10 protein-coding genes are annotated in these 12,721 nt (G+C 65.7%); 6 read left to right on the top strand and 4 right to left on the bottom strand.

The window, feature by feature from the left end; genetic code table 11:
- Positions 1-161 precede the first annotated feature (161 nt).
- From PQ627_RS10600 to PQ627_RS10620, 5 genes are all read left to right on the top strand, one after another.
- Entirely contained in the window at positions 162-2,204 is a 2,043-nt protein-coding gene (locus PQ627_RS10600; protein WP_274260760.1) for an Hsp70 family protein, read from the top strand.
- A gap of 3 nt (positions 2,205-2,207) precedes the next feature.
- Positions 2,208-4,253, top strand: a complete 2,046-nt coding sequence (locus PQ627_RS10605; protein ID WP_274260763.1) for a LuxR C-terminal-related transcriptional regulator — start codon at positions 2,208-2,210, stop codon at positions 4,251-4,253.
- A 175-nt stretch (positions 4,254-4,428) separates the two neighbouring features.
- Positions 4,429-5,730: an IniB N-terminal domain-containing protein gene (locus PQ627_RS10610; RefSeq protein WP_274260765.1), complete on the top strand. Its 1,302-nt coding sequence runs from the start codon at positions 4,429-4,431 to the stop codon at positions 5,728-5,730.
- A 113-nt stretch (positions 5,731-5,843) separates the two neighbouring features.
- A complete protein-coding gene (locus PQ627_RS10615; protein ID WP_274260767.1) occupies positions 5,844-7,730 on the top strand; it encodes a dynamin family protein in 1,887 nt (628 codons plus the stop codon).
- Positions 7,727-9,238, top strand: coding sequence for a dynamin family protein (locus PQ627_RS10620; RefSeq protein ID WP_274260769.1), 1,512 nt, complete (start codon positions 7,727-7,729; stop codon positions 9,236-9,238). The genes PQ627_RS10615 and PQ627_RS10620 overlap by 4 nt, the downstream gene beginning before the upstream one ends.
- Here PQ627_RS10620 and PQ627_RS10625 read toward each other — a convergent pair.
- Entirely contained in the window at positions 9,219-9,809 is a 591-nt protein-coding gene (locus tag PQ627_RS10625) for a hypothetical protein (protein WP_274260771.1), read from the bottom strand. The genes PQ627_RS10620 and PQ627_RS10625 overlap by 20 nt on opposite strands.
- Before the next feature lie 6 nt (positions 9,810-9,815).
- Positions 9,816-10,250, bottom strand: coding sequence for a PLD nuclease N-terminal domain-containing protein (locus PQ627_RS10630; RefSeq protein ID WP_144659168.1), 435 nt, complete (start codon positions 10,248-10,250; stop codon positions 9,816-9,818).
- A gap of 88 nt (positions 10,251-10,338) precedes the next feature.
- On the opposite strand from PQ627_RS10630, the gene PQ627_RS10635 reads away from it, so the two are divergent.
- Positions 10,339-10,650, top strand: a complete 312-nt coding sequence (locus tag PQ627_RS10635; RefSeq protein WP_144659169.1) for a DUF4229 domain-containing protein — start codon at positions 10,339-10,341, stop codon at positions 10,648-10,650.
- A 1-nt stretch (position 10,651) separates the two neighbouring features.
- Here PQ627_RS10635 and PQ627_RS10640 read toward each other — a convergent pair whose 3' ends face one another.
- Positions 10,652-11,533 carry a 1,4-dihydroxy-2-naphthoate polyprenyltransferase gene (locus tag PQ627_RS10640; protein WP_144659170.1) on the bottom strand — a complete coding sequence of 294 codons (882 nt, stop codon included), beginning with the start codon at positions 11,531-11,533 and terminating at the stop codon, positions 10,652-10,654.
- A 52-nt stretch (positions 11,534-11,585) separates the two neighbouring features.
- Entirely contained in the window at positions 11,586-12,716 is a 1,131-nt protein-coding gene (locus tag PQ627_RS10645; protein ID WP_274260775.1) for an AMP-binding protein, read from the bottom strand.
- Positions 12,717-12,721: the final 5 nt, after the last annotated feature.

Raw genomic sequence — 12,721 nt, forward strand, 5'->3', positions numbered from 1 at the left:
GAGCAGGAGCTTTACCTGGATAGTCATTTCAGGGACCAAGAAATTGACAAATCGGTGTAGCAAGTAAGCCTTTTGCCGCTCCGGAGCAGGTGCTAACTTGTTCAGGATCCGCAAGTGAAGCCGCTCGCTCGCGCCGTGCCATGTGATCTTTCGAGGAACCCATGAGCTATGTTCTCGCCATTGACGTCGGGACAAGTTACACAGCAGCAGCCCTCATCAGACCCGCTGGGGGCTCCACACCAACACCTGAAATCCTGCCGCTGGGGCTGCAGGGAAGTGCCGTGCCGTCGGTTCTTTACTACGCAGCTGATGGCCGGATCCTGGTGGGGGAGGCCGCTGAGCGCCGGGGTTTGGACGATCCCGGGCGGATGGTCAGGGAGTTCAAGCGGCGCATAGGGGACGCGGTTCCGCTTGCAGTGGGTGAGGCGTGGTTGGCCCCGGAGGACGTGTACGCCACCATGGCCAAATGGGTGGTGGACAAAGCCGAAGAGCGCGAGGGGAGCTCGCCGTCGTCGATCATCATGACGCACCCCGCATCGTGGGGCGGGCACCGCACCTCAACCGTCCTCGCGGCGCTGAAGTTTGCCGGGCTGACGGACGTCACGCTGATCAGTGAACCTGTCGCCGCGGCCCTGCACTATGCGGCCCAAACACGGGTGGAGGACGGCAGCACCGTTGCTGTGTACGACCTCGGCGGCGGGACATTCGATACTGCCGTTCTGCGGAAGACGGCGCCCGGCACCTTCGAGCTCCTGGGCCGTCCCGACGGCATTGAAACCCTTGGCGGCGCCGATTTCGACGCCGCCGTTTTGCGCCACGTGATCGGCCACCTGGGTGAGGCCATCGAGGGGCTTGATCCGGAGGATCCCGAAAGCAAAGCGTCGTTGTCGCGGTTGCGGCGGGAATGCCGGGAGGCCAAGGAAGCGCTCTCCATGGACAGCGAAGCCAGCATCGCCGTCGCCCTGCCGGGAACCCAGCGGACGCTGCGGCTGGTCCGGTCCGAATTCGAAGCCCTGATCGAGGCGCCCATCCGGGAAACGGTGCACGCACTGGAGCGCAGCCTGCGCAGCATCAACGTTGAGCCCGCGGAGCTGCGTGCTGTCCTGCTGATCGGGGGGTCATCGCGCATTCCCTTGGTGGCCGGGATGATTTCGGTGGAACTCGACCGGCCCATCGCCGTCGACGCTGATCCGAAGTCTTCCATCTGCCTGGGGGCGGCTGTGGCAGGGGCCGGGATGTCGGCAGGCATGGACGCTGCGGCTGCTGCGGCCGTTCCGGCTGCTGCTCCTTCCGCCGGTCCTGTACCAGCGCGGCCGCACGTCGTCGCCAGGCCTCACCCCGGTGCCGCGAAGTTTGGTGCCGCTAAGTCTGCGGACAAGCCCGGCCATGCACCCCGCACCCGCCTGCGGCTGGCAGCAGCAGCGGTCACCGCGGCGACGGCGCTCACCGTTGCCACCGCGACGGCGGCGCAGAGCCCAGAAGGCAACGGCATACTCGCTTCCATGTTCGGTAGCCAGGCAGCCGACGTCATGCGCGGCGAAGCTACGCCGTCCGGCCCGCCGGACGCCGGCAGCGGGGCAGCGCCCGGGGCTGCGTCAGCGGCTGGGGGTCCGCCGGCGGGACTCGAGGCAAGCGCTGGGGCTGGGGTGACGCGGACGGGGACGGGAAAGAGCCCTGCCCGATCCGGCAAGACAGGAACTGGCGGGCCAGGCACAGGGGCGGGGACCGGCCAGGGTTCGACGGCGGGATCCCCGGCAGATTCGGCGGCGGGGACCGGCGGCGCGGCCGGCTCGGCAGGGACCGGCGGCACAAGCGGCACCCCTGGGACGGGCGGCAGCACCGGGACGAATGGTGCCCCGGCACCCGGAACGCCGGGATCGGGAACCACCACGCCAACTCCTGAACCCACCGGCGGAGCGGCCAGCGGTCCCACGCCACCTCCTGCCACCACTCCACCGACTGTGCCGCCACCTGCGACGGATCCGACAACGCCTCCTGTCGTTACGGACCCGAGCGTACCTCCGCCGTCGACGGACCCCGTTGTTCCCCAGCCGGAACCGACGGCGCCGCAAAACCCGGTGCCGCCGTCGCCCGAGCCGACCGTGCCCCAGCAGGAGCCCACCCAACCAGCCAACCCGGACCCGGCCCCAGCACCGTCCGAAACCAGCCCGAACCCGGATCCCGCGCTGACTCCGGCGGTCTGACCCATGGCGGGACACGACCACCTGTCCGGACGGTTCCCGTCCGGACAGGACAACCAGCTTCCGGGCCAGCCTGCGCATGAAGGGGAGACCGCAGCTGAACTGAGCGGCCAGCCGGAGGCCGTGCGTGAGCTTCTGCTGGCGTTGTCCGTGGGATTTTCCCTTCCTTCCCTTTTGCCCGGCAGCCTGGCGGACAGTGACCTGGACTCCATAACCGGCGCGGCAAAGGATGCCGGGGTGCTACTGCCGGACGGTTCGGTAGTGGGAACAGTCCAACAGGCCCTGCTGAGGGTGACACCGCCGGTGCGGATCCGGGAGCTGCAGAAGGAACTGGTGGACATGATCTCGGCGGAGGGCCGTCCCCCTGGAGATCTGGCCCGCCAGCTTGCGCGCAGTGGGTTTCAGGACCCGCGCGTCGTTGCCGAACTGGAACGGGCGGCAGGGTCCGCCGTGGACTCTGAACCGGGCCTTGCAGCTGAAATCTACGCCGAGGCGCTGCTGGCCGGGGGAGAGGACTTGGCCACAGCAGCCAAACAGGCGCAGGCGGCGGCGGCACTGGGTGACCTGGACACCGCCGGGAGGATCGTGGATCGTCTCCTCGGTGCGCCGGATGCCCCGGACCTTCGCCTGGGAGTGGACGTTGCAGCGGCTGTTTGGGCGCAGCGGGGCATGTTGTCGCGGAGCGCGGAAACCTATGCTTGGCTTGGGCCGGACCGGATCGGCGGCTCCGCGCCCCTGGCAGCGGTGGCCATGATTGGTTCGGGCAATGTTGCCGGAGCCGAGCAACTGGCCGCGCTGGCATCCCCAACAGGCTCACCCACATTGTTGGCCGTTGCATTGTCCTTGACCCAGCAAGGGCTCCTCCGCACGCTGGGATCCAGGCCGCAAACGGCGCTTCCTGAGCTCATCAGGGCCTCGGACATGATGAATGCCGCCCGGTCAGCAATCCCCCTGTCCGAGACGCCGGCGGCCCTTGCCGCCATATGTGCCCTGCACACGGGCGAACCCGGCATTGCCGAGACCGTGTTGAGCGCGGCACTGGCCGCCGGGCAGGGAGGAGATGTTGCCCGTCCCAGGCTTTTCCTGCTGCAGGCGTGGTCTGCCATGCAGCAAGACAACGCTGATGAGGCCCGTCTGTCCATCAATGAGGCGGTGAAGGCCAACCACTGGGCACTCTCACCCCGGGACGACTTCCTCCTGGCCGCCCTGGACGTTGGTTTGGCACGCCGCGGCAGCGAAGTCCACGAGCTGGTGCTCGCCTGGGACCGCGCACGGGAGGCCATGATGCACGTCTCCGTCGACCTTTTCAGCCTCCTGCCATGGGGTGAGCTCATGATTGCTGCTGCACGGTTGCGGGAGACCCGCAGGGTTGGGCATTACCTGGAGGGTGTGTGGCAGTTCCTCGAGCGGGTGCCGGATGCTCCCTTGTGGTCCGTACCTGTGCACTGGGCCGCCGTGCAGGCCGCGCTTCTGGCTGAAAGCCCGGCCGAACTCGCACCACACGCAGCTGCGCTGGTCCGGGCGTCGGAACACAGCCATGTGGCCGCCGTGCTCGCCGCGGCGGGCAAGGCGTGGGTTTCGGTTCTGGCCGGGCGGTTTGAAGCGTCCGACGTCGAATCTGCCGCCCGCGATCTGGCCACCGTTGGACAGCCATGGGAAGGCGCACGCCTGGCCGGTCACGCCGCCGCACATGCCGACGAGCGGCGGGACATGGTGAGGCTCTTGGCCTGTGCCCGCGATATCCATCCCCAAGGAACCGCCCAAGCTGCCTCTACCGAACGCGCAACCATGCCACCTGAGGTGTCTCCTGCCGGTGATGGTGGCGCTGCCGGGTTGCAGGATCCCTCAGGGCTCAGCGCCAGGGAACGCGAAGTGGGCCGCCTCATCCTCGAGGGCAAGACCTACCGTGAGATCGGCGAGGCCATCTACATTTCGCCGCGCACGGCGGAGCACCACGTGGCCCGGATGCGCCGCCGTTTGGGGGCCGAAAACCGTTCCGAACTCCTGATCCGGCTGCGCCTGGCATTGGGGGAGGGGTACCCGCCTCCGTAACGGGTACCCCCCACCCCCCCCTAACGGAAATCCCCTCGATCCCCTAACGCCAGGGCAGCGGGTAGGGGGACCACCCCCGATGCCCGGCCCTTGGCGTCGGCAATACGTTGAATGCAAGCCCGGCAAAGGCGCCGGGCCAATCACCACCCACCACAGAATTTGAGGGAGCAGTCCAATGCCAACACTCGCACAACAACTCGTGCAGTTCCTGATGAGCCTGTTCAACGACCCCGATGCCGCCGAAGATTTCGTCCGTGATCCGGAAGCGGCCCTCGCCGCCGCAGGGCTGCGCGACGTTTCCTCCGCGGACGTGGACGCCGTCCGTCCGGTGGTCCTGGACTATGCGCCCATCAATGCGCGGTCCTCGTTCGACCGTGAATACAACACCGGTGGCAACCACGCCACTACGGGCGGCGGACGCCCGGAGCACGACGGCGGCGGCTGGGGCGGAGGACGTCCCGAGCACGACGGCGGCGGCGGTGCCGGCGGTGGTTGGGGCGGTGGCCACGATGACCACGAGCACAACGACGATCACGAGCACGGCGGCGGCGGTGCCGGCGGTGGTTGGGGCGGTGGCCACGATGACCACGAGCACAACGACGATCACGAGCACGGCGGCGGTGGCGCTGGCGGTGGTTGGGGCGGTGGCCACGATGACCACGCCCACGCAGTCCAGCAGCTGGTCCACGTGGTGAACAACTACTCGTACACCACCACCATCGACGACCGCGACACCATCACGGACCAGTCGGTGAACCAGAACATCTGGGCCGATGGGGACGTGACGCAGTTCTTCAACCAGGATGCCGTAACTGCCTCGGGCGACGGTGCCATTGCTGCCGGTGACGACGTCACGAACTCGGGCAACACCACCACCACAACAACGACCACCAACACCGATGACCACTCGGTGGACAACTCCGTCCACGTCAATACCAGCGGCGACAACAACGACGTATCCGTGGGCAACGACTACTCGGACCACTCGGTGACCAAGGATTCGTACAACACCGACGATTCCTACAACACCGACGTCGATGTGGATGTGGATCTTGATGTCAGGGACTCCTTCAACGAGGACAGCTCCACGCACACAAACACCACCACAACGAACACCACCAACACCAACACGAACTCCTTCAACGACAACTCCACCGACGTGGACGTGGATCTGGAGGACGTACAGGTCATCAACGACTCCGTGGTGGTCCAGGACAACGAACTGGATCTGGACTACTCGCCGGACTACTCCACCAACGTGGAAGTGGACGATGTCAACGTCATCAACGATTCGATCGTGGTGGCGGACAACGAGTTGACCTACACAGAGGACAACTCCACCACCGTCGGCGATGTGGACGTGGATTACACCAACGTCGAGGACAACGTTGTGGTGGCCGACAACGAACTCGATGTTGAGTACAACGACATCAGCGATTCGGTAGTGGTTGCGAAGAACGACGTCGAGATCGACTAAGACAAACCGCGACACCCCAGCAGTGCCCGGCAGGCGGACCACCTCCTGCCGGGCACTTCGTGGCCTCCGGGGCGGGCCGGGAAACAGCACATCATGTGAGCAAAGGAAGAGCCGTGGCGGAAACCGTACGCATCACCACTTTGGTGGAGCACGGAATGGCATTGGCAGGTGAGCGGAATGACCTCAGGCGGCGCCTGGAGAACACCCTCAAGCGCCTGCAGGATCCGAGCATCAGGGTGATTGTGGTGGGCGAGTTCAAGCAGGGAAAAAGCCAGCTCATCAATGCGCTGGTAAACGCCCCCGTATGCCCGGTGGATGACGATATCGCCACCACGGTTCCCACAGTGGTCAGGCACGGTGATCCGGCGTCGGCTGTTGTCCTGGTCCCGTCGGGCACCGCCGGGGGACCGGACAGCGCAACTGGTGACGAACCGGGCGCCGAGCCGCGGGTGGACCGCCAGCCCGTAGACCTGGCCGCGTTGGCGGATTTCGTGTCGGAGAAAGGAAACCCCGGTAACGCCCGGAACATCCTTGCAGCCGAGGTGGGCCTTCCCCGGAAGCTCCTGTCAGGCGGGCTCTGCATCGTGGATTCCCCGGGCGTGGGCGGCCTGGGCTCAAGCCACACCTTGACGACGCTCACCGCGTTGCCCTCGGCTCATGCCATGCTCTTTGTCTCGGACGCATCCCAGGAGTACACCGAACCCGAGATGCGGTTCCTTCGCCAGGCCATGCGCGTCAGCCCCAATGTGGCCTGCGTGTTGTCCAAGACCGACCTTTACCCCGCGTGGCGGCAGATCGCTGAGCTGGACAAGGGACACCTTGCCGACGTCGGGCAGGACATCCCCATGTTCCCCGTTTCCTCGGAGCTGCGGCTGCAGGCAGCACGGCTCCAGGACGCCGAGCTGAACAATGAATCCGGGTTCCCCGCCCTGATCTCGTACCTTCGCAACAGCATTGTTGGTGAAGCTGCCCGCCTGCAACGCCGATCAGTGGGTAACGACCTCGTTTCGGTGACCGGAAACCTCATGCTGGCATTACGGTCCGAACTCGCTGCCCTGGAAAATCCTGAGGACACACCGCAGATGATTGCCGGCCTGACCGCGGCAAAGGAGGATGCGGACGCACTCCGTAAGAAGTCAGCACGCTGGCAGACAACCCTGAATGACGGGATAGGCGACCTCATCGCGGACATGGAGTATGACCTGAAGGACCGCCTCCGCCGCATACAGCGGGAGGCCGAGACAGCAATCGACCAGGGGGATCCGGGCCCGGCTTGGGAGCAGTTCGCCAAGTGGCTCGAACAGAGCGTCGCCGCCGCGGTGTCAGACACGTTCGTTTGGACCAGTGAGCGGGCTCAATGGTTGGCCGGCCAGGTCGCAGAGCATTTCTCCGAGGACGAAGTAGCCCTCCCGGCCCTCCATGTCGCCGACACCGGCGGCGTGCTGGACCCTGTGGCAGAAATCCAAGGCATGGAAGACGGGCGCATGGGACCGGTGCAGAAGATCCTGATCGGCATGCGCGGGTCCTACGGTGGGGTGCTCATGTTCGGGCTGCTCACCGGCCTGTTCGGTATGGCCCTGATCAACCCGTTGTCAGTGGGAGCCGGGCTCATGCTCGGCCGGAAAGCGTACCGGGAGGAGCAGGAAGCGCGGCTCAAACGGCGGCAGTCCGAGGCCAAGCTTTTGGTGCGGAAGCAGGTGGACGACGTCGTCTTCCAGGTGGGCAAGCAACTCAAGGACCGCTTGCGGCTGGTCCAGCGCGCCACAAGGGACCACTTCACGGACATTGCGGAGGAACACCACCGTTCCCTCACCGAATCCGTGGCTGCGGCGCAGAAAGCGGCGGCTACGTACGCGGCGGAAAGGGAACTTCGGATCAGGGAGATCAAGAACCAGCTCAAAGCCGTGGACTCATTGAATGCCGTTGCCCGGCAACTGCAGGAGGAGGGGGCCGAGGTACAGCAAGCCGTTCCGGCGTCGTCAGGGGTACCGGCCGGATGATCGAGTCGGGGATCGCGGGCGCAGCGGCGCTGCTGCGCCAGGCGCGGGAGCTGTATCAGGGAGATCCGGCGGCCCTTGCAGTGCTCGACGAACTCGCCCAACGCCTCGGCGGGCCTCTGCGCATTGCAGTGGCGGGGATGGTGAAAGCGGGTAAGTCCACTCTTCTGAATGCCATTATCGGAGAGGAGATCGCGCCGACGGATGCCGGAGAGTGCACGAGGATCGTCACGTGGTACCGCTACGGGCATGCACCGCGGATCACCCTTCATCCGTTGACAGGGGAGCCCCGGGCATTGCCGGTGAACCGTGACGAGGGCCGCTTGGTGTTTTCATTGGGGGGACTCCAAGCGGAGGACGTGGAGAAGCTGGTGGTTGACTGGCCATCAGCCAGCCTCCGGAACCTGACCCTGATCGACACTCCCGGCATCGCTTCCCTGTCAAGCGAGGTGTCGGGGAGGTCCACTGCCTTCCTGCTTCCGGAGGACGCTCCCATGGCGGCAGATGCGGTGATCTACCTGATGCGCCACTTGCATGCCTCGGATGTGCACTTCCTGGAATCGTTCAAGGACACAGCCGCCGGGAAGTCCGGGACTGTCAATGCCTTGGCCGTCCTGTCGCGCGCGGACGAGATTGGCGCCGGACGGATCGATGCCTTGATTTCCGCTGCCGTGATAGCCGAACGGTACAGCCGGGACGAGAACCTCAAGCCACTGGCCTTGGGCGTGGTTCCTGTCGCGGGGTTGCTCGCACAAAGTGCACGGACCATGCGCCAACGCGATGTGGATGCTTTCACGGTCCTCGCCCGGATGGATCGCAACCGGCGCGAAAAGATGATGCTCTCGGTTGACCGGTTTGTCCGGCCCGGACCGGAAGGGCTGCCCGGACCCGACGGGCTGCCTGTACCGGACGGGCTGGATCCGGAGCTGAAGGAATCCCTGGTTCAACGGTTCGGCATGTTCGGAATCCGGCTCGCGGTGGCCCTGATCCGCGGCGGAATCGACAGTCCTACTGAACTGGCGCACGAGCTGGCGCGGCGCAGCGGACTTGGCCAACTGCTTGGCACCGTTGACTCGCTGTTCCAAACGCGGGCTGAGGCGCTCAAGGCGCGTGCCGCCGTCGTGGGTTTGGAAGCGTTGCTAAGCGGATCCCAACCGGGCGACGCGGCCGTCCTCGAAACGGCTCTGGAACAGTTGCTCGCCGGGGCGCACGAATTCAGGGAGCTGAGGCTTCTGGGGCTGCTGCGGACCGGTGCTTCCGGGCTCACACCCGGGCAAGCCGGGGAAGCCGAACAGTTGGTGGGCGGCACGGGCAATCTTCCATACCAGCGGCTGGGACTTTCGCCCGACGCAGGCCTCGACGAGGTCGCCCGGGCAGCCCGTGACGCAGTGGACCGCTGGCGCCACATTGCGGAAAACCCATTGCTTCTTGATTCATCGGCAGTGGACGCGTGCCGCGTGGTCCTGCGCAGCTGCGAGGGAATTCTGGCGGCTATGCCCGCCGTCCGCTGAGCAGCCAGGCAGTGGTGGACGGCAGGAAGAGCAGTATCAGGCCGGCAGCGGCGAGGATGAACTGGATGGCGAGAAGCACTGTGGCCATGACCCCGTCGGCGCCGGGGGCCGCCACATAATCCACGGTCATCACGGTGACCACCGCGTGGAGCAGGACGACGGGAGCCAGAACCCAGCGGGGCCATGTGCGTCGTCTGAACAGGACTGCCAACAGGACAGCTTCCACCGCTACCACCGCAGCGATCAGCGCCAGGCTGCCAAGGAATACGACGGCGGTGGCCCCCTCGACCGCTGTGGCGTCACCGTCCGGGACCATGGACTGGATAACGCCCTTCAAACGCTCAAAATGGGCGTCCCGGCCCAGGAAGCCTGTGACCACGACGGCGATTCCGGCCAGGAAACTTGCCAGCCACAGCGAACGGGACAACCGTGCAGGACCGGGAGGCCTCACGGCGGCAGCTATGGGAGGCGGGGTGGAGAGGGAAAAGCCGGGGCGCTGGGGCGGCGCGGGTGGCCCGCTCACTGATGGCGTGGAGTTCGACTGCCGTGAACCATCAGCTTGCTGGGCCATGTTTACCTACTTCAGCTCGTCGGTATCATGCGCATCCGGCCCGCCGGCGGCGGCATCGCCCGAGCCGAAACCCTTGGCGTCGCCAGGGCCACCGGATGACTTATCGCGGAGTTTGCGTTCCTTGGCCTCCAGGTCCGCCTTGAGCTTCTTCAGGCGGTCCTCTTCGGCCTGGTTGCGGCGCCGGTTCTCCAGGTTGCGGAGGAACTCGGGGTCGTCATCCGGTGCGGTGGGGTGGCGCCGCGCGGGTGCTGCCGTGGGCTTGTTGTACGGGCGACCGAAAATAAACCACAAGATGGCGCCCAGCACCGGCAGGACGATCATCACGATGATCCAGGCGGTCTTCGAAATCCCGCGGGTCAGGTGGCGGTCCGTACGTATGACATCCACCAGGGCATAGACGAAGACAACAAGGACGACGACGACGCCTATAACGCGGAGCATGCATCAAGTCTAGTGCCCGGAAGCCGTTCACTGGGTGCCCCGGTTTGGGCCGTGATCAGAGTGCAACCATCGGGGCGGCTAAACTTGGATGGTGGCTTTCCTGAAGTATTCCCTCATCCGTTTGGCACTGTTCGTGCCGTTGTTCGTGCTTTTCCTCTTTTTGCAGGTGGGCTGGATCCTGGCAGTGGTCTTCGCGGGCTTGATCGCTTTCGCCATCAGCTACTTGTTCTTCCAGAAACAGCGCGACGCCGCCACGGCCGCCATGCGCGAACGTTTCTCCGGACGGGCCAAGCCCATCCGTTCCGCCGGCGAGGTTGAAGACGCCGACGCCGAGGACAGCTTGGTGGAGCAGAACCCGGACGTGGCCATCAACAACGACAAGCGCCCCGGCACCCTCTAACTCAGAAGCCGCGGCTCAGGATCAGCCCCAGCGAGAACAGCAGGCTGTAGCCGAGGTTGATCAGGCCGGTCTGCTTGAGCACCGGGATCAGGCTCTTTCGCTTCTTCCCGTTCACCATCAGCCACGCCGGCATGAGGCACGCGGGGATCAGCAGAAGCACGATCAGCATCCACGGTTTGGTGGGGGCCAGGACGATCACCAGCAGGATGGCCACCGCGAGCATCAGCACGTAGCTTTCCCGGGCATGGCGGTCACCCAAACGTACGGCGAGGGTCCGCTTTCCGGCTGCGGTGTCCGTGGGGATGTCGCGGACGTTGTTGGCCATCAGCAGCGCACAGGCAATGAGGCCCGTTCCGATTGCCCCGATGACGGCGGCCAAGCTGACCTGCCCGGCCTGCGTGTACGTGGTGCCCAGGGTGGCGACCAGCCCGAAGAACACGAACACGAACACATCGCCCAGGCCCATGTAGCCGTAGGGGTTCTTGCCGCCGGTGTAACCCCACGCTGCAAGGACGCATCCGATGCCCACCAGGATGAGCCACCACGACTGGGTGATGATCACCAGGATCAGGCCGCACACCATCGCAGCGCCGAACAGGCCAAACGCCGCCCACTTGACCTGTTCCGGCCTCGCTGCGCCGGAGCCTACCAAGCGCAGGGGGCCCACCCTGTCCTCGTCGGTTCCGCGGATGCCGTCCGAGTAGTCGTTGGCATAGTTGACTCCGATTTGGAGCAGAAGCGCAACAAGCGCAGCCAGGATCGCGTTCGGCAACCGGAAGGCGTGGAGCTCGTACGCCGCTGCCGAGCCGATCAGGACTGGCGCGATTGCCGCGGGCAGGGTGCGGAGACGGGCTCCTTGGATCCATTGTGCAGCTGTCGCCACGTGTTGTACCTCGTGTGTTTCGCGTTTGATGTCAGTTGGGGGACGAACTTGTCTATTGTCCCTGATGCAGATTGGAAAGCAGTTCGATCATGGCCAGCCTGTCCGGCTTTCCGTTGGGCAGCATCAGCAATTCCTTGTCGGCAAGGACTGTTTTGGGTGCCAACGCACCCAGGGCGGCTTGGCGTCGTGCCGTGAAATCGCTGATTCCCTCGCGGCTTGGGTCATCGACCGCGATGTAGGCGGCTACTGCCTGCCCCCACTCCCGCGAAGGTACGCCGGCGACGAAAGCCGCGTTGACGCCGTCGAGCTCTTCGAGCTTGCTTTGGATGTACGCGGCGGAGGCTTTGACGCCGCCGGTGATGATGACGTCGTCGGCGCGGCCCAGGACGGTGAGCTTGCCATCGGGTGACAGCTCGCCGAGGTCGCCGGTGACATACCAGCGGGTGTCGTCGTCTTCGAAGAACGCTTCGGGGCCGCCGTCCAGGTAGCCGGCCGCAACAGTCGCGCCGCCCAACAGGACGCGGCCTTCCAGTTCGCCCTCGCCAAGGCGGATTTCGACGCCGTCCAGAGGCTCGCCGTCGTACACACACCCGCCGCACGTCTCGGCGGAGCCGTAGGTGGTGACGACGTTCAGCCCTTCGGCGTGGGCAGTGGCGAGCAGCTCCGGCGAAGCGGGGGCGCCGCCCAACAGGATCGCATTGAAGCGGCGCAGGACCGCCAGGGTTTCCGGAGACGGGAAGTCCAGCAGGCGCTGAAGCTGCGTGGGTACCAGGGACGTGAAGCGGATCTTGTCGGTCAGTTCCTCCGCTGCGGCCGTAAACGCCTCGGGAGTGAAGCCGTTCGACTGGTCCATCACCCACGGGCGCGTTCCGGCGTAGAGCGAGCGGACCAGGACCTGCGCGCCGGCCACGTACTGCAGAGGAAGGGCCAACAGCCACTGGCCTTCGCCACGCAGGGCCATGGCCGTGGCCACCGACGACGCCGCCAGGGCATCGATGGTCAGCACGGTCGCCTTGGGGACCCCTGTTGAGCCGGAGGTACGGACCACCAGTGCCGCATCCTCGACGCCGGTCTCCACGGGAACTGCGCTCGGCTCGCCGTCCGCGTCGGTGACGATTTCGACGGCGGGACCCTCACCGTGGAGGGCAGCGGCGAGTGCTTTGAGAATCGGATCGATATCCACGGCCG

It is taken from the genome of Paenarthrobacter sp. AB444, assembly GCF_028736865.1.
GTDB lineage: Bacteria > Actinomycetota > Actinomycetes > Actinomycetales > Micrococcaceae > Arthrobacter > Arthrobacter nicotinovorans_B.

What these genes read in the sequence shown, in the direction of transcription:
- PQ627_RS10600 (WP_274260760.1), top strand. Translation starts at nt 162, where the DNA reads ATGAGCTATGTTCTCGCCATTGACGTCGGGACAAGTTACACAGCAGCA.
- PQ627_RS10605 (WP_274260763.1), top strand. Translation starts at nt 2,208, where the DNA reads ATGGCGGGACACGACCACCTGTCCGGACGGTTCCCGTCCGGACAGGAC.
- PQ627_RS10610 (WP_274260765.1), top strand. Translation starts at nt 4,429, where the DNA reads ATGCCAACACTCGCACAACAACTCGTGCAGTTCCTGATGAGCCTGTTC.
- PQ627_RS10620 (WP_274260769.1), top strand. Translation starts at nt 7,727, where the DNA reads ATGATCGAGTCGGGGATCGCGGGCGCAGCGGCGCTGCTGCGCCAGGCG.
- PQ627_RS10625 (WP_274260771.1), bottom strand. Translation starts at nt 9,809, where the DNA reads ATGGCCCAGCAAGCTGATGGTTCACGGCAGTCGAACTCCACGCCATCA.
- PQ627_RS10630 (WP_144659168.1), bottom strand. Translation starts at nt 10,250, where the DNA reads ATGCTCCGCGTTATAGGCGTCGTCGTCGTCCTTGTTGTCTTCGTCTAT.
- PQ627_RS10635 (WP_144659169.1), top strand. Translation starts at nt 10,339, where the DNA reads ATGGTGGCTTTCCTGAAGTATTCCCTCATCCGTTTGGCACTGTTCGTG.